At 73.0% G+C, this 16,250-nt stretch carries 14 protein-coding genes and 2 pseudogenes; 12 read left to right on the top strand and 4 right to left on the bottom strand.

Annotated elements, in window-relative coordinates:
• Positions 1-47 precede the first annotated feature (47 nt).
• From OG906_RS06900 to OG906_RS06875, 6 genes and pseudogenes are all read left to right on the top strand, one after another.
• Positions 48-1,316 carry a hypothetical protein gene (locus OG906_RS06900; RefSeq protein ID WP_329440955.1) on the top strand — a complete coding sequence of 423 codons (1,269 nt, stop codon included), beginning with the start codon at positions 48-50 and terminating at the stop codon, positions 1,314-1,316.
• Between the two features lie 35 nt (positions 1,317-1,351).
• Complete coding sequence (locus OG906_RS06895; protein WP_267798503.1) at positions 1,352-2,761, top strand: NADH-quinone oxidoreductase subunit NuoF family protein; 1,410 nt, start codon at positions 1,352-1,354, stop codon at positions 2,759-2,761.
• A gap of 145 nt (positions 2,762-2,906) precedes the next feature.
• Complete coding sequence (locus tag OG906_RS06890) at positions 2,907-3,983, top strand: SCO0930 family lipoprotein (protein WP_329440953.1); 1,077 nt, start codon at positions 2,907-2,909, stop codon at positions 3,981-3,983.
• Between the two features lie 50 nt (positions 3,984-4,033).
• Positions 4,034-4,636 (top strand): hypothetical protein, encoded by a 603-nt coding sequence (locus OG906_RS06885; protein ID WP_267798505.1) that lies wholly within the window; start codon positions 4,034-4,036, stop codon positions 4,634-4,636.
• A gap of 275 nt (positions 4,637-4,911) precedes the next feature.
• Positions 4,912-5,301, top strand: a pseudogene (locus tag OG906_RS06880) (metallophosphoesterase family protein); the annotation flags it as partial.
• Positions 5,302-5,339: 38 nt separating this feature from the next.
• Positions 5,340-5,972, top strand: a complete 633-nt coding sequence (locus OG906_RS06875) for a uridine kinase family protein (RefSeq protein ID WP_329440952.1) — start codon at positions 5,340-5,342, stop codon at positions 5,970-5,972.
• Positions 5,973-6,439: 467 nt separating this feature from the next.
• Here OG906_RS06875 and OG906_RS06870 read toward each other — a convergent pair whose 3' ends face one another.
• Entirely contained in the window at positions 6,440-7,360 is a 921-nt protein-coding gene (locus OG906_RS06870) for a LysR family transcriptional regulator (protein WP_329440951.1), read from the bottom strand.
• A gap of 141 nt (positions 7,361-7,501) precedes the next feature.
• On the opposite strand from OG906_RS06870, the gene OG906_RS06865 reads away from it, so the two are divergent.
• Positions 7,502-7,903 carry a YybH family protein gene (locus OG906_RS06865; RefSeq protein ID WP_267798509.1) on the top strand — a complete coding sequence of 134 codons (402 nt, stop codon included), beginning with the start codon at positions 7,502-7,504 and terminating at the stop codon, positions 7,901-7,903.
• 47 nt (positions 7,904-7,950) lie between these two features.
• On the opposite strand, the gene OG906_RS06860 is transcribed toward OG906_RS06865, so the two are convergent.
• Positions 7,951-8,085, bottom strand: coding sequence for a hypothetical protein (locus OG906_RS06860; RefSeq protein ID WP_329440949.1), 135 nt, complete (start codon positions 8,083-8,085; stop codon positions 7,951-7,953).
• Between the two features lie 217 nt (positions 8,086-8,302).
• On the opposite strand from OG906_RS06860, the gene panD reads away from it, so the two are divergent.
• The 3 genes from panD to OG906_RS06845 are packed head-to-tail and all read left to right on the top strand — an operon-like array spanning position 8,303 to position 9,712.
• The gene (gene panD, locus OG906_RS06855; protein WP_030870250.1) at positions 8,303-8,722 is read left to right on the top strand and encodes an aspartate 1-decarboxylase; all 420 of its coding nucleotides are present in this window, start codon (positions 8,303-8,305) and stop codon (positions 8,720-8,722) included.
• Between the two features lie 19 nt (positions 8,723-8,741).
• Complete coding sequence (locus OG906_RS06850) at positions 8,742-9,095, top strand: GNAT family N-acetyltransferase (protein ID WP_329440946.1); 354 nt, start codon at positions 8,742-8,744, stop codon at positions 9,093-9,095.
• Positions 9,089-9,712 carry an aspartate/glutamate racemase family protein gene (locus OG906_RS06845; RefSeq protein WP_402306726.1) on the top strand — a complete coding sequence of 208 codons (624 nt, stop codon included), beginning with the start codon at positions 9,089-9,091 and terminating at the stop codon, positions 9,710-9,712. Before OG906_RS06850 ends, OG906_RS06845 begins: the two co-directional genes overlap by 7 nt.
• Positions 9,713-10,161: 449 nt before the next feature.
• On the opposite strand, the gene gndA is transcribed toward OG906_RS06845, so the two are convergent.
• Positions 10,162-11,607 (bottom strand): NADP-dependent phosphogluconate dehydrogenase, encoded by a 1,446-nt coding sequence (gene gndA, locus OG906_RS06840; RefSeq protein ID WP_267798513.1) that lies wholly within the window; start codon positions 11,605-11,607, stop codon positions 10,162-10,164.
• A 183-nt stretch (positions 11,608-11,790) separates the two neighbouring features.
• Between gndA and OG906_RS06835 the strand changes: the two genes are divergently transcribed.
• Positions 11,791-13,098 carry a transglycosylase family protein gene (locus tag OG906_RS06835; protein ID WP_329440942.1) on the top strand — a complete coding sequence of 436 codons (1,308 nt, stop codon included), beginning with the start codon at positions 11,791-11,793 and terminating at the stop codon, positions 13,096-13,098.
• A 102-nt stretch (positions 13,099-13,200) separates the two neighbouring features.
• Here the strand turns inward: OG906_RS06835 and OG906_RS06830 are convergent.
• Positions 13,201-13,935, bottom strand: a pseudogene (locus OG906_RS06830) (DMT family transporter); the annotation flags it as partial.
• A gap of 293 nt (positions 13,936-14,228) precedes the next feature.
• On the opposite strand from OG906_RS06830, the gene OG906_RS06825 reads away from it, so the two are divergent.
• Positions 14,229-15,692, top strand: coding sequence for an SDR family NAD(P)-dependent oxidoreductase (locus tag OG906_RS06825; protein WP_329440940.1), 1,464 nt, complete (start codon positions 14,229-14,231; stop codon positions 15,690-15,692).
• The last annotated feature ends 558 nt before the right edge of the window (positions 15,693-16,250 follow it).

Here is a 16,250-nt window from a genome sequence, read left to right as displayed (position 1 = left end):
CGAGCGCGAGGTGGAGTGCTCGGAGCCCGGGCGTATGGGAGAACTACATGCCCTTGTCCACGCCTCGTACGCCGAGCTCACACCGGGCACGCAGCACCAGACGGCACGCCGGCATGGTCGCCGCCGCAGCCGCCGGGAAGCGGGCCCTACGGCGGCCGCCCTTGCTGTCCGCCGCCGGCGGCCCGCACCCCGGTGCCATCACCCTCGCGGCGCTCGCCGCCCTGGCGGCCCTGGTCGTGATGGCGCAGGCCGGTGCCCTGACGGACTTCTGGAACTTCCTCGACTTCGGTGCGGGCGTGCTCTCGCTCGTCTCGCTGAGTTCCACCGTGCTCTGGGGTCTGGCGGCCACCGACCGGACCCTGTTCTCGTCCGGGCACCGGCTCGTCGCCCAGGGCGTACACCGCGGCCTCGCCGTCGCGGGACTCGGCTTCCTCGGCCTGCACATCTGGGTCAAGATCGCCAAGTCGCAGACGGTGGCCGCCTCCGCGGTCGTCCCCTTCGCGGACCCGGTCCAGCCCCTGCGCGTCGGGCTCGGCACCCTCGCCGGCTACCTCTTCATCGCCGTGGCGGTCTCCGGCGCGGTCCGCAGCGCCTTCGCGACCAAGGGCCGCTCCATCTGGTGGCGGGCCCTGCACATGGGCGCGTACCCGGCCTGGGGCGCCTCCCTGGTGCACGGGCTCAAAGCCGGCCGCCCCGCGAGCGGCTGGGTGACCGTGGCGTACGGCCTCTGCCTGCTCGGCGTCGCCGCCGTACTCGTCATCAGGCTCCGTCGGCGACTGCGCTCCCTCCCCGACCGGCCGCCGGGCGGAACTCCCCCGAGCCCCAAAGGCGCCAAAGGCCCCAAAGCCCCCGAGCAGGCGCCGCCGCGGAACCCGGGGCCCTTCGTGAGCCGGCCCGCGGAGTGGGCCGCGTCCCGACTGACCGCCCGCCTGGCGCGGCAGTCGGACGAACTCCCGGAGGCACGTCCCGACTGGGACCAGGAACCCGCACCGCGCGCCGAACAGGCGCCCGCACAGCCGTACGGCCGGCAGTACGCCCAGTCCTACCCTCCGCCGTACGCCGAGCCGTACGCCCAGCCCTCGTACGGTCAGCCCTCGTACGCCGGCCAGGGAGCCGGCCGGGAGCCACGACCGGGCCCGGTGCCGGACACCCTCCTCATCCAACGGGGAGCCGCCGGCCCGGTGACGGCGGCCCGACCGGAATCCCCACCCGAACCCGACTATCCGGCGTACGGAACCGTGTTCATCCCCAGTCAGGCCCAAGTCACCACCGAAAGGCCCGGCGGGCCCTTCGACGGTAGCCGGGGGCGGCAGTGACCGATCTGCCGCGCCCGGCACTCGGCTGTGTGGGCATGCCCAGACTGCTGGCGGGACTCGACGTCATGGCGCGGCTCGATCGCGCCGCCCACCTCTCCGTCCACGGAGACCTGCCCCGGTACGGTCTCGAAGACCTCGTGCAACTCGCCGAGGGCATCGACCTGCGGGGCCGCGGCGGCGCGGGCTTCCCCTTCGCCCGCAAGCTCCGTGCCGTCGCCCGGTCCGCCCGGGCGGGCGACGGACGCTGCGCCGTCGTCGTCAACGCCAGTGAGGGCGAACCCAGTTGCCTCAAGGACACCGCGGTGCTGCTGCACGTGCCGCACCTGGTCCTCGACGGGGCCCTGCTGTCCGCGGGCGCGCTCGGCGCGGAGGAGGTGGTCATCGGGGTGACCCGCGACGACGTCGAACAGTCCCTGCGCGAGGCCGTCGCCGAACGGGGCCCGGCCGGCCGGCGGGTGCGCGTGTCCCGACTGCCCGAACGCTTCGTCACGGGGGAGGGCACCTCCCTCATCAACGGCATCGACGGCGGCCCCGCACTGCCCAACGGGCAGAAGGTACGGACCAGTGAACGCGGGCTGAGCGGCATGCCCACCCTGCTGTCCAACACCGAGACGTATGCCCAGATCGCCGTCGCCGCCCGACTGGGCGTCGAGGACTACCGCTCCGTCGGTACCGAGAAGGAGCCGGGCACCGTCATGCTCACCGTCGCCGGCGCCACCGCCGTCGAGGTCCCGCTCGGCACCTCCCTCGCGTACGTCCTGGAACTGTGCGGCACCGCCCCCGGCCAGGGCGTCCTGATCGGCGGCTACCACGGCCGGTGGCTGCCCCCGGCGTCCGCGCGCCTGGCCGCGCTCTCCCGGGAATCCCTGACCTCGTACGACGGGGTGCTCGGAGCCGGCGCGGTCCTGCCGCTCCCCGAGGACACCTGCCCGGCCGGCGAAGTCGCCCGGGTGACGCGCTGGATGGCCGGCGAGTCCGCGGGCCAGTGCGGCCCCTGCGCCAGAGGCCTGCCCTCGCTCGCCGACGCCGTGGACGCCCTCGTGGCCGGGGGCGGCGGAGCCGCCCTCGACGCGGTACAGGCCCGGATGCGCGGCGTACGCCGCCGCGGCGCGTGCAGCCACCCCGACGGAACCGCCGGATTCGTCGCCTCCGCGCTCGCGGTCTTCCCCGACGAGTTCCGCGACCACGCGCTCGGCAGCGGCTGCGGACGCCGCGTCCTGGGGGCGCTGCCCCTGCCCGAGGACGAGAGCCCCGAACGCCTCGTCGTGGACTGGACGCTGTGCAGGGGGCACGGCCTCTGCGTGGACCTGCTGCCCGACGTCGTCCGCCTGGACGAGGACGGCTTCCCCGCGATGGCGGTGATGCCGGTGCCCGCACGGCTGCGCCCGAAGGCGCTCCGCGCCGTCCGCCGTTGCCCCGCGCTCGCACTCCGCATTCAGGAATGAGCACGCGGTAGACAACCGCCCGGAAATCGAGTTCAACGTTTGGCGCGATCTGACAAAATCCTTTGATTCTGAATTCAGTTGGCCCCACAGGCCTTATGAATAAGCCTGTAAGCGAAAACACCGGGCTGGACCCGAAGGAGTGATCGTGAACAACAGGCATCGTGGGACGGCAGCCGCCGGATCGGTGATGGCGGTACTGATGCTGGCGGCGGGCTGCAGCGGCGGGGATTCGGACCGCGCGGTGGATTCCGTACAGCCGGCGGGAGCCGGTCAGGCCATCGGCAAGGGATACGACTCGGGAGCCGGATCGGGATCCGGAGCCGGCTACGGGGTGCCCGGATCGGGCGCGAATCCGGCGGCCGGCGCGGGATCCGGGTACGGCGACGAGCCGGCGGCCGCGGCCAAGGCCGCACCGGCGGGACAACTGGCCCTGCGGGAGATCCCGGAGGTGGGCAAGGTGGTCACCGACAGCGCCGGCGCCACCCTCTACCGCTTCGACAAGGACACGCCCAAGCCCCCCAAATCCAACTGCGAGGGTGGCTGTGCCACCACCTGGCCCGTGGTGTCGGCCGACGACGCCAAGGCCTCCGCCGGCATCGATCCGAGCATGCTCGGATCGGTCGAACGGGCCGACGGCACCAAGCAGCTGACCCTCGGCGGCTGGCCCGTGTACCGCTACTCGAAGGACGCCAAGGCGGGCGAGGCCAAGGGCGAGGGCGTCGGCGGGACCTGGCACGCGCTGGCCGCGGACGGCAAGAAGGCGATCGACAAGAAGGGCGCGCAGCCGCCGAAGGAAGAGGCCGCGCCCCCCAAGGCCGGTGGCTACGACGAAACGGGTGACGCGAATTCAAATGAGAAAATAGAACTCGCGGTGGCCGCCAACGAGAAGCTCGGAAAGATTCTCGTGGATGCCGAGGGCCGTACCCTCTACCGATTCAACAAGGACAGTGCGTGGCCCATGAAATTCGGCTGCCTCGACGCCTGCCTGAACACCTGGAAGCCGGCCCCTCCCGTGGACAAGGCGAAGGCGTCCGGAATTCCCGCAGGGCTGGTGGGCAAGGTCAAGCGACCCGACGGGAGCGAGCAGCTGACGATCGACTGCTGGCCGGTCTACCTGTTCACCGGTGACAAGGAGCCCGGCCAGACCAACGGGCAGGGCAAGCAAGGCCTCTGGTTCGCGGTCAACGACGCCGGCAAGAAGGTCACCACGACCACCGGCTGACCCGAGCCGGAGCCGGAACCCGTGCCCGCCCCGACCCCTGTGAGGGAGACGTGTCAGCTTCACCCCGGATCACCGCCCGCCACCTGGTGCCCTGTGTCGCCGTGCTGATCGCCTCGATGATGTGTGGCGGCTGCGCGGGACAGGAGAAGGCGCGGGCGGGCGCGACCGACGCCCACCCGGCCGGCGCCGCCACCGCGGCCGAGCCGTCCACCCCGACCGCCCCGGCGCCGTCCGCGACCCCGGCGAGCCCGACGCCGTCGTCCACCGCCCGCCCCGCCTCCCTCGACCAGATCGCCGCCGCCCTCGACTGCCGACCCGAGATCACCGTCGACGCGGAGGAACTGAAGGAAGGAGCGTGCGGGGCGGGCAAAGAGGGATTCCGGATGGCCACCTTCGCCGCCGACCAGGGTCAGCGGGCATGGCTCGACGAATCCCGGATGTACGGAGGCGTGTACCTGGTCGGAGAACGCTGGGTCGTGACCGCCGCCTCCGCCGAGGCCCTGGCACCCCTGCGCGAGCGCCTCGGCGGAACCGTCGAGACCGGCTCCGGCCACGGCGCCTCGCACGGCACGGAGCACGGCGCCTCGCAGGGCCCCTCGCAGGGCGCGGAACACCCCCCGGGCCACGAGGCCATGAGCGGCGCGGGTTCCTGAGGCCCCGCCTTCCCGGGCGACCGCCGGGATCCGTCGCCCCCCCACGGGCGCCGGAGCCCGGCGGCCGCCCCTCCCCGCGGAGCCGGACGCGTCCCGCGAGGCCCCGGCCGTCCCCCTCGGATCGTGCCGGGCCGAGAGCGCCCCGTCCCGCCGCCCGGGTTCACGATGCGCCGACCCGCTTCTCCCGCGACACCCCTTGATCTATCGTCGGGAACGATCGACGGGATCGGCGTCGTACGCACGTGAACGCGGGGAGGACGGCCATGACCGGGGACATCGGTGGACGCGTCGCCGTCCTCTCGGACATCCACGGAGCCCTGCCCGCCTTGGAGGCGGTCCTCGCCGAGCCGGACGTACGGGCCGCCGACCTCGTCGTCCTCACCGGGGACATCGCGGCGGGACCCCAACCCACCCGGGTGCTCGACCTCCTCGTCGGCCTCGGCGAACGCGTCGCCCGGGTCGGCGGCAACGCCGACCGGGAACTCCTCGAACACCGTCGCGGCACACGCGACGTCCTCGGCGACCCCGTCTCGCGATGGGCCGCGAAGCAACTGCGCCCGGACCACCTCGACCCGCTCGCCCACCTCCCGCGCACCCACTGCTGGGCCGACTACTTCCTCCACGCCCGCGCCACCGACAACGAAGTCCTCGACGCGTTCGCCCCCCGAGACGGCCGATCCCCCGACCAGCAGCAGGAGGCACCGTGAGCGAGCACATCTGCGACATCGACGCACTGGCCGAGGACGCCGCCCGGGCGGCCGCACTGCTGGACCGGCCGATCCTGCTGGGCATCGACGGGCCGGGAGCATCCGGCAAGAGCACGCTCGCCGCCCTGCTGGCCGAACGGCTGGACGCGGCGGTCGTCATCCACGTCGACGACTTCCACCTCCCCTCCGCGGACCGCCCCCGGACCGCCGGCGCGATCGCGGCCGACGTCGACCTCGCCCGACTGGAAACGCAGGTGCTACGACCCGCGGCCACCGGGGGCACCGTCCGGTACCGCCGCTACGACTGGGACCTGGACCGCCTCGCTGAGTGGACCGAACTCCCGCCCGACACCCCGCTGATCGTGGAGGGAGTCCACGCACTCCACCTGCGGCTGCGCCACGTGTACACGTACCGGGTGTTCTGCGACGCCCGCCGCGAGGTGCGGCTGAGCCGCGGCCTCGCAAGGGACGGGGAATCGGCGCGCCGGCTGTGGGAGGACGACTGGATGCCGGCCGAGGACCGCTACCTGGCGACCCACCGACCGCACCTGCGGGCCGATGTCGTGCTGAACAGCTCGGTCCTCACGACGGGGGTCGGCGCTCCCGCGTACGCGGTGGTGGCCCACTGACCTGCGGACGGCCCCACGGCACGAGGGGTGGGGCGGATCAGGCGGTACGGGCCGGCTCCGCCGGAGCGGCCGCGCCGAGGAGGCGTTCGGCGCGGTACGGGACGTGTCCAGCTCCGCCAGCACCCCGGGGGCGGCGATGTTGGGCAGCACCAGATCGAAGAGGTTGGAGATCTCCCTGGACAGATCGCCGCCGGGGATGTTCTCGGTGATCAGCAGCACCCCGGTCCAGGCCCCGACGAGCAGCCGTGAGATCTCGGACGGTACGACGTGCCCGAGCAACTCGCCGCGAAACTGGGCCTCTTCGAGCAGCTGCTTGCCCACCGAGATCCAGTCGGGCCACCGCGTCCCGAACAGAGCGCGGGCCTTGACGTCCACCGACAGCCGCACCGAGGCGCTCAGTACGGGAAGGGCTGTTGAAGCGACCGATCGCAGCCGCTTGACCCGTGGGACGGCCCGGGCGGGGGCGGTCAGCGGGCGGAGTCCCCGCCGGCTGATTCCCGACCGGCGCCGGACCGGAGGAACGCGCGCCGGGCGTGCGCGAGCAGTTCGCGGGCCGCGGGGCCGTGCGGGGTCTTCCAGGCCAGCGAGAGCAGCGCGGGGGACGTGATGTCGTCGATCGTGCGGGCGGTGAGCCGGTCGGCGTACTCGGCGGCCATCGACTCGCTGAGAATGGCGACGCCGAGACCGCGCACGGCCAGGTCGACGATGGCGTCGGCGGCCCCCGCCTGCAACGCGATCCCGATCCGGACGTCCTGCGCGGCGCACGCCTGGTCGAACACCGCGCGCAGACCGGTGCCGCGGGGCATGCACACGATCGGATGAGCACCCAGGTCGCGCAGGGTGACCCCGTCCCGCCGGGCCAGGGGATGGTCGAAGGGCACGGCAGCCACGAGCCGTTCGCTGATGATCGTGAAGGTTTCCAGTCCCTCGTGGGCGGCGGTGGAGGTCCCGACGAGAGCCATGTCGAGAGTGCCGTCGCGCACCCCGTCGATCAGCCGGTCGGAGTTGTCCTCCCCCAGGGAGATCTCCACCCCGGGATGGGCCCGGTGGAACGCGGCGAGGGCGTCGAACAGCGGTGTGACGGTGCAGCCGATGACCATGCCGACGGTGAGCCGACCCCGGATCAGCTCGGTCACCTCGCCCACCGCCTGGCTGACGGCCGCCGCGGCGGACAGCGCGGCCCGGGCGTGATCGAGGGCCGCCCTGCCCGCGTCCGTCAGGGTGGTCGTGCGAGCCGACCGGTCGAACAGCTCGGCGCCCAGCTCCCGCTCCAGCCGGCGGATCTGCGCGCTGACGCCCGACTGGCTGATGTGTACCCGCTCGGCGGCCCGGGTGAAGTTCCGCTCATCGGCGACCGCGACGAAGTATTCCAACTGCCTCAGGTCCATGACTGTCAATTCTAGCTCTCAGCTGATCCAGCTGTTGGACTACTGGTTCGGCATCGATCAGGCTGGGAGGTGTCGAGGCTCGACGACGACCGTCGAGCACATCAGGCACCAGGCATCAGACATCGAGGAATGAGGAAGCCCATGACGGAGAACAAGTCAACGAGCGGGTCGGGGAACCGGTCGGAGTACGAGAAGGCCATGCGCCCCGAGGACATCACCCGGCTGTTCGTCGAACGATCCAACGCCGGCGACGCCGCCGGGGTCGCCGCGCTCTACGAGGAGGACGCGGTGATGGCCTATCCGCCGGGCTCCCGGACGGTGGGCCGCGAGGCGATCCGCGCGCTGTGGGAAAAGGTCCTGGCCGGCGGCCCCCGCTTCGAACCGGAGCAGCCGCTGCCGACACTGATCAGCGGAGACATCGCCCTCACCTCGACCCCGCCGAAGGACGGATCGGGCGCCCGCGCCCAAGTCGTCCGCCGCCAACCCGACGGGAGTTGGCTCCGCCTCCTCGACCAGCCCGAGTTCGTCCCCCCGACCGGCTGACCCACCGGGCCGCCCCCTGATGCGGGGCGCGCCGACGATCGGCCGCGTCAGCGGTACCAGTCCTCGCCGGGACGGGACAGTGCGCTGCGCAGGTACGCCTCCAGGCGCGGCGCCACCCAGGCACGGCTGTCGTTCTCGCAGCGCGGCCGGGAGCGGCTACCCCAACGCGGCTTCCGGATCACGTAGTTCCTGCTCGGGGGCAGGTGCGTTCAGTTCGGCGCCGTCATGCCGCTCCACGAGTTCACGCCACACGAATCCTCCAGGGGTCCCACCGTCCGCGGCATCGTATTCCGCGGCCCCACCGGGAGGGCTGACCGGACAGGTGAACCGTTGTACGCTCCGGGGACGGCCCTTGACCCGCGATGAGCGGGCAGGGAGCAGACACATCGGGAGTACTCCATGCTGCGCACCATGTTCAAGTCCAAGATCCACCGTGCCACCGTGACCCAGGCCGACCTGCACTACGTCGGGTCGGTCACCGTCGACGCCGATCTGTTGGACGCGGCCGACCTGTTGCCCGGGGAGCTGGTCCACATCGTGGACATCACCAATGGCGCGCGGTTGGAGACGTACGTCATCGAGGGCGAGCGCGGGTCCGGTGTCATCGGGATCAACGGCGCCGCCGCCCACCTCGTGCACCCCGGGGACCTGGTGATCCTCATCAGCTACGCGCAGGTCGAGGACGCCGAGGCCCGGGTGCTGAAGCCCCGCGTCGTGCACGTCGACGCGGACAACCGCATCATCGAGCTGGGTGCGGACCCCTCCGCGCCGGTGCCGGGAACGGACCAGGAGCGCAGCCCCCACGCGGTTGCCGTCTGACGAGTCGGGAGTCGGGACCATGGCGGACGAACGGACGATCGTGTTCGAGGACGACCGTGAGGCCGGGCGGCTGCTCGCCGTCGAGGACGGGGTCACGGTCGGGTTCATCGCCTACTTCGTCCTCGCGGAGGACCCCCACGCCCTGGTGGCGGTCCACACGATCGTCGAGCCCGGGCACGAGGGGCGGGGCATCGCGGGGCGGCTGGTGGAGACCCTCTACACGATCGCCGCGACCGCGGAGGTGCCCGTGGTGCCGCTCTGCCCGTACGCCGCGAGGTGGGCCGCCAAACACCCCGACCGGGCGCCCGTCGCCCCGGCGGAGGTCGTGGCGGCGGCCGAGGCGCAGCTCGCCTCGGACTCCGACCTGTGGTGACGGGCGCGTCCCTGACGCTGCTCCACACGTCCGCGGTGCACGTGCCGATCTTCGACGCGCTGCGCGACCGGGATCACCCGGGCGCCGTCCTGCGGCACCTGGTGGTCCCGGAGTTGCTGGACCGGGCCCGCGCCGAGGGTCCGGAGGCGGTGGCACCGGCCGTCCGGGAGGTGCTCGGCGGGTGCTCCGGCCCCGTTCTGGTCACCTGTTCGACGATCGGCGCGGTCGTGGAGGCGCAGGCCGGGCTGCTGGGACTGCCGTTGTTCCGGGTGGACCGGCCGATGGCCGCCGAGGCGGTTCGGATCGGCGGTCGGATCACCGTACTGGCGTCGTTGGAGTCCACGCTGGCCCCGACCGCGGGGCTGCTGGCCGAGGAGGCCGGGACGCGCGACGTGTCCGTCCGGACGCGGGTGGTCGCCGGAGCCTGGGCCCGGTTCGAAGCGGGTGACGTGGCCGGCTCCCTCGCCCTGGTGGCCGAGGCGATCGACGCCGTCACGGACGCGGACGTCATCCTCCTCGCCCAGGGCTCGATGGCCGGCGCCGCGGCGTCGGCCACGACCTCCATCCCGGTCCTGACGGGCCCCGCCCGGGGCCTGGCCGCCGCGCTCGGCCGATAGGCCCACCCCGTTTCGGGGGGCGTACCGCCGGGGTTCCGGGGAAGGTGGGACACATGGTGCGAATCGAAGAGCAGACCCAGCCTCCGGTCCCCGGTCCCGACCCGCAGCCCCCGGTGCCGGGTCCCGATCCGACGCCGGGGCCCCGTCCCTTCCCGGACCCCGAGCCGCCTACGCCGCGGCCGGCGCCGCCCGTACCCGGACCGGTGCCCGAGCCCGACCCGATCCCGGCGCCGCCCGGCCCGGCCCCCGTGCCGCAGCCCGGTCCGCTCGGCTCGATCGGGGCCTGAGGCCCGGACCCGCCCCGGTCGAGGTCCGCTCGACCGGGGCCCGGCCGCCTCGGGCCCGCTCGGAGCCCGAGGCGCGTCCGTGCGTGCGCCGCGCCTCAGTCCGTGCGACGCGCGTCAGCCCGTGGACGGCCACCGGTTGGTCATTCCGTCCGCCGCCGTGCGTCAGTCCGTGCGGACCTCGGAGCGGTCGCCGCTCCAGAGGGTGTGGAACGAGCCCTCCCGGTCGGTGCGCCGGTAGGTGTGCGCCCCGAAGAAGTCCCGCTGGCCCTGGGTCAGGGCCGCGGGCAGCCGCTCCGCCCGCAGGGCGTCGTAGTACGCCAGCGAGGCAGCGAACGCCGGCGCCGGGATGCCCTGGCGGACCGCCGCGACCAGCACCTCCCGCCAGTCGTCCTGCGCCGCGCCGATCTCCTGGGCGAACTCCGGGTTCGCGAGCAGGCTCGGCAGCGTGGGCTCGGCGTCGTACGCGGCACGGATCCGGTCCAGGAACGCCGCCCGGATGATGCAACCGCCGCGCCACAGCGAGGCGACCGCGCCCAGGTCCACGTTCCAGTCGTACTCGGCGCTGCCCGCCTGGATCTGGTGGAAGCCCTGCGTGTACGAGACGATCTTCGAGGCGTACAGGGCCTGCTCGACCTGGGCCGCGAAGGCGTCGGCGGCGGCTCCGGAGAGCGGCGTCGCCGACGGTCCCGCCAGATCGCGCGAGGCCTCGCGCAGGTCACCGTGACCGGACACGGCGCGGGCGAAGACCGCCTCGGCGATCCCCGAGACCGGCACGCCCAGGTCGAGGGCGATCTGCACGGTCCAGCGCCCCGTGCCCTTCTGCTCGGCGGCGTCGGCCACGACGTCCACGAACGGCCGGCCGGTCGCGGCGTCCGTGTGCGCGAGGACCTCCGCCGTGATCTCGATGAGGTACGAGTCCAACCGGCCCGTGTTCCAGGTCCGGAAGGTCTCCGCGATCTTCGCGGGGGAGTAGCCGGCGACCTCGCGCAGCAGGTGGTAGGCCTCGGCGATGAGCTGCATGTCGGCGTACTCGATGCCGTTGTGCACCATCTTCACGAAGTGCCCGGCGCCGTCGGGGCCGATGTGCGAGACGCACGGGGTGCCGTCGGCGGCCTTCGCCGAGATCTTCTCCAGCAGCGGGCCCAGGGAGGTGTACGACTCGGCCGGGCCGCCGGGCATGATGCTCGGGCCGAGCAGTGCCCCCTCCTCGCCGCCCGAGATGCCGGCGCCCACGAAGTGGATGCCCTGCTCGCGCAGCTCGCGTTCGCGGCGGCGCGTGTCCTCGAAGTGGGCGTTGCCGCCGTCGATGATGACGTCGCCCTCCTCCAAGAGCTCGGCGAACTCGCGGATCACGGCATCGGTGGGCTCGCCGGCCTTCACCATGACGATCAGGCGGCGGGGTCGTTCCAGCGCGTCGACGAACTCCTTCGCGGACTCGGCCGCGACGAAGGAGCCCTCGTGGCCGAACTCCTCCACCAGGGCATGGGTCTTCGCGGCCGTGCGGTTGTGGACGGCGACGGTGAATCCGTTGCGGGCGAAGTTCCGGGCCAGGTTGCTGCCCATCACCGCGAGCCCGGTGACACCGATCTGGGCGGTGCTGCTGCTCATGCGTGCGCTCCTGCGTGCCTCGATGTGCGGGGACCCCCGACGCTACATCGACCGGGATGTGAGAGCTCGTCCGTTGTGCACTGATTCTCAACTTCGCCTTGAGGCAGGCTGGTTGTGCTACTTGCCGGGCGACTCGTGTCGCCGCTACCTTGTGCCCTTCCTGATGTCTTCAAGGGGGCTCCCATGGGCGTACGGGGCCGGCACCGCCGGTACCAGCCGAGCAGCATCAACCGGGCCTCGCTCGTCGTCACCGCCGGTGGCGCCGGGATCGCGCTCCCTCTCGTCGGAGCCGGGTCCGCCCATGCCGCCTCGGTGGAGACCTGGAACAAGGTCGCCACCTGCGAATCGACCAACAACTGGCAGATCAACACCGGCAACGGGTACTACGGCGGGCTCCAGTTCAGCCAGAGCACCTGGCGGGCCTTCGGCGGCACCGCCTACGCCCCGCGCGCCGACCTGGCCACCAAGGCCCAGCAGATCGCGGTCGCGGAGAAGGTCCTCAAGGGGCAGGGCCCGCAGGCCTGGCCCTCGTGCGGACCCGCCGCCGGACTCAGCCGCAGCGGCCCGGCGCCCGCCGTCACCCCGCACACGCAGTCCGCGAAGCCGCAGCCGGCCAAGGCCCGGACCCCCGCGCCCCAGCCCACGAAGGTGCAGGTCACCGCGAAGCTCCCGCAGGACGGGGCCGCGACGCCGAAGACCGCGCCGCGTCCGACCGGCACGTCCGTGCTCCCGAACCCGTACGTCGTCGCCCCCGGGGACTCCCTGTCGGCGATCGCCACCGACCAGCACGTCGAGGGCGGCTGGCAGGCGCTGTACGAGACCAACCGGGCCACCGTCGGCGCCGACCCGAACCTGATCCTGCCCGGGCAGCGCCTCACCCTGCGGATCACGGCCGCACCGCCGGCGCAGAACCCGGAGAAGCCGCCGCGCACCGCGAAGCCGGTCAAGCCCGTGGCGCCGGCCGCACCGAAGCCCGAGCAGAGCAAGCCCGCACCGAAGCCGAAGCCCACGCCGGAGCAGAGCAAGCCCGCCCCGAAGGCGAAGCCGAAGACCGAGGCGGCCTCAGCGAAGCAGCAGACCTCCTCGGGGGGCTTCTTCGCGCCCGTCGACGCCGGACTCGGCACCGCCTACCGCGTCGCGGGCTCCTCCTGGTCCAGCGGCTACCACACGGGCGTCGACTTCCCGGTGCCCACCGGCACCAGCGTCAAGGCGGTCGGTTCCGGCACCGTGGTCTCGGCCGGCTGGTCCGGGGCCTACGGATACGAGGTCGTCATTAGGCACGCCGACGGCCGGTACTCCCAGTACGCCCACCTGTCCGCGCTCGGCGTCAGGGGCGGACAGCAGGTCTCCGGCGGCCAGCGGATCGGCCGCTCCGGCTCGACCGGCAACAGCAGCGGTCCCCACCTGCACTTCGAGATGCGCTCCGGGCCCGGCTACGGCTCCGACATCGACCCGCTGCGCTACCTCCGCGGGCACGGCGTCGGCATCTGACCCGCGCACGTGCGGCGGCACGGCCATGAGCAGGAGGAGGCCGGCCGCCGCGACGAGGGCGCACACCGCCGCCGCCAGCGCGCCCAGCGACCCGTAGCGGAAGCCCTCGTCGAACACCGAGATCCCGACGGCCGCCGCGACCACCGGGTTGACCACGGTCACCGTCGCAAGCGGCGCCGTCAGTCCCGCCCCCCGGTAGGCGGCCTGCGACAGCAGCAGACCGCCCGCCGCCAGCGTGGCGATCGCCGCCAGATCGGGCCACATCGCGGTCGGCGCGTCCAGGGAGAATCCCTCCGCCACCGACTTCGTGAACACCGAGGCCATGCCGAAGGCCGTACCGGCCGCCGCGGCCAGCAGCACGCTGCGCCGCACCGCCCCATGCGTGCGCTGCGCCGTCAGGAACAACACGGCCACCGACGCACCCGCGACCACCAGCAACAGGGTCCGACCCCCGTGCGTCAACGCCTGCTCCGCCCGGCCCTCGCCGCCGGTCAGGGCCAACAGCCCCGCCAGGCCGACCGTGGCCGCCACCGCCCCGCGCCACGCCGCGGCGCCCGCCCGGCGATGGACGAGGACGGCCGCCATCGGGAGCGCGAAGACGATGGTCAGGGCGCCGAGCGGCTGCACCAGGCTGAGCGGCCCGTACGCCAACGCCACCACGTGCAACAGTGCGCCGAGCGCGTTCAGCCCGACCGCGAACCACCAACCGGCCCGGCGCAGGGGCGCGTAGGACCGGTTCGGCGAGCCCGCCGCCACCTGCTCCTGGACGATGGCGCCGCCCGCGTACGCGACGGCGGACACCAGGCAGAGCAGAACGGACACCGCGAAGGCACTCATGAATTCCACAATGCCCGACCCAGGCGCCCTATTCCTCCCCCCAGAGGAGCCTCCACAGGGCTTCGAGTCATCCTCTCGGCATACTCCGGTGGTACTACGGAACGCTCGGACGGGCGGATTCCGGCCGCGCCGTCGATCAGTGCCCCGTCCCTCCCCACCGTGACGGGCCCCTCGCCGTCCGTGAGGCGTCCGGGCACGGGTTTGTCCCCGGGCGCGTCGCCTCCGTACAGTGGCCCTTTTGGAACCTCCGCAGCAGGCGGACGCGGACGAGTGATCAAGGAACGGCAGCGGCCATGACGGTGACCGAAGACAACCACGCATACGGGCCGGGCATCGACCCCGAGCGGCTGGCCCTCGTCCTCAACGTGCTCGGTGAGCTCGACAAGCTCGACGTCGACCACCCCGACGCCATCACCGTACGCCGTGCCACCGCCGGCCTCTACCGCACGGTCAAGCAGCGCCGCCGCCAGGACCGCCGCGCCGCCAAGACCGCCAACGACAAGGCCGTCACCGAAGCGACCGCGACCGGCTCCGCCGAGCGCATCGACGACGAGACCCAGGGCAACGCCCTGACCGCCGCCACCAAGGGCCCGATCGCCGGAATACTCCAGCGCCCGCGGTCCTGCTACATCTGCAAGACCCGCTACGTCGAGGTCGACGCCTTCTACCACCAGCTCTGCCAGGACTGCGCCGCCTTCAACCGCGCCCGCCGCGACGCCCGCACCGACCTGACCGGCCGCCGCGCCCTGCTCACCGGCGGCCGCGCCAAGATCGGCATGTACATCGCGCTGCGGCTGCTGCGCGACGGTGCGCACACCACCATCACCACCCGCTTCCCCAGCGACGCGATCCGCCGCTTCAAGGCCATGCCCGACAGCTCCGAGTGGCTGCACCGCCTGAAGATCGTCGGCATCGACCTGCGCGACCCGGCCCAGGTCGTCGCGCTCGCCGACTCGGTCGCCGCCGAGGGCCCGCTCGACATCCTGATCAACAACGCCGCGCAGACCGTGCGCCGCTCCCCGGGCGCCTACAGCGAACTCGTCGCCGCCGAGAACGCCCCGCTCCCGGCCGGCGAGCTGCCCACCTCCGAGGTCATCGGCACCTTCGGCAGCGGCACCGTCGACCGGGTCGCCGCCCTGCCCACCGGCAAGGGCGAGAAGCTCAGCGCGCAGGACATCACCGAGCTGGCCCTGGTCTCCGGCTCCGCCTCCCTGGAGCGGATCGCCGCCGGCACGGCCATCGACGCCGGCGGCCTGGTCCCGGACCTGCACGACACCAACAGCTGGATCCAGACGGTGTCCGAGGTGGACCCGATCGAGCTGCTCGAAGTGCAGCTGTGCAACTCCACCGCGCCGTTCATCCTGATCAGCAAGCTCCGACCGGCGATGGCCGCCGCCGAGGCCGGCCGCCGGTACGTCGTCAACGTGTCCGCGATGGAAGGCGTGTTCAGCCGCGGCTACAAGGGCGCCGGCCACCCGCACACCAACATGGCCAAGGCCGCGCTGAACATGCTGACGCGGACCAGCGCCCAGGAGATGTTCCAGAAGGACCAGATCCTGATGACCGCCGTGGACACCGGCTGGATCACCGACGAGCGGCCCCACCCGGACAAGATCCGGCTCGCCGAGGAGGGCTTCCACGCCCCGCTCGACCTGGTGGACGGCGCGGCCCGCGTGTACGACCCGATCGTGCGCGGCGAGGCGGGCGAGGAACTGTTCGGCGTCTTCCTCAAGGACTACGCCCCCGCCAACTGGTAGACCCTCCCGCGACTGGTAGACCCTCCCGCAACTCGTGGATCCTCCCGCAACTGGCGGGACCTTCCCGCTCCATCCACTCGCCCGTGCCGAATCCGGCCCGGGCGAGTGGCGTTTCCCGTGCGGGGTGCGGACCCGGGGCGCGCGGGAGCGCGGTGTCCCCGCGTCCTCCTTTCGGGTGAGGCCGAGAACGCGCGGCGACCGCCCCGGCCGCCGCGTCCGGGCCCGTCCCGGCGAGGCGTGCGCCGCCCGGCCCGTCACCCGTCCGGCCCAACGCCCGGCCCGGCCCCGCGCACCCCCGGCACGTCCCGTCCGGCCCTGTGCGGCCTGCGCCGGCCGTCCCGCTCCGCCGGAACACCGCCGTCGGGTCGGTGGTGGAACTCGCGCGGGTGGCACGGGCCGCCGCTACGGTCGGGAGTGCCACCGGCGCCCCGGCAGGCCCGACTTGAACCCCCGCTCCGTGCCTTCTCGTACGTCCGACAGCCCACTCCGGCGCACCGCCGGCGTCCGGCGTACGGAACTCGGGGCGAAAACGAGTGATCCGGAGTGGATTTTACCGTT

The organism is Streptomyces sp. NBC_01426 (assembly GCF_036231985.1).
Lineage (GTDB): Bacteria > Actinomycetota > Actinomycetes > Streptomycetales > Streptomycetaceae > Streptomyces.
Note: the sequence above shows the minus strand (reverse complement) of the source record. Positions and strands in the feature narration are given on the sequence as shown.

Excerpts from the sequence above, each read along its gene's own strand:
- OG906_RS06900 (WP_329440955.1), top strand. The coding sequence starts at position 48 with ATGCCCTTGTCCACGCCTCGTACGCCGAGCTCACACCGGGCACGCAGC.
- OG906_RS06895 (WP_267798503.1), top strand. The coding sequence starts at position 1,352 with ATGCCCAGACTGCTGGCGGGACTCGACGTCATGGCGCGGCTCGATCGC.
- OG906_RS06870 (WP_329440951.1), bottom strand. The coding sequence starts at position 7,360 with ATGGACCTGAGGCAGTTGGAATACTTCGTCGCGGTCGCCGATGAGCGG.
- OG906_RS06865 (WP_267798509.1), top strand. The coding sequence starts at position 7,502 with ATGACGGAGAACAAGTCAACGAGCGGGTCGGGGAACCGGTCGGAGTAC.
- panD (WP_030870250.1), top strand. The coding sequence starts at position 8,303 with ATGCTGCGCACCATGTTCAAGTCCAAGATCCACCGTGCCACCGTGACC.
- OG906_RS06850 (WP_329440946.1), top strand. The coding sequence starts at position 8,742 with ATGGCGGACGAACGGACGATCGTGTTCGAGGACGACCGTGAGGCCGGG.
- gndA (WP_267798513.1), bottom strand. The coding sequence starts at position 11,607 with ATGAGCAGCAGCACCGCCCAGATCGGTGTCACCGGGCTCGCGGTGATG.
- OG906_RS06835 (WP_329440942.1), top strand. The coding sequence starts at position 11,791 with ATGGGCGTACGGGGCCGGCACCGCCGGTACCAGCCGAGCAGCATCAAC.
- OG906_RS06825 (WP_329440940.1), top strand. The coding sequence starts at position 14,229 with ATGACGGTGACCGAAGACAACCACGCATACGGGCCGGGCATCGACCCC.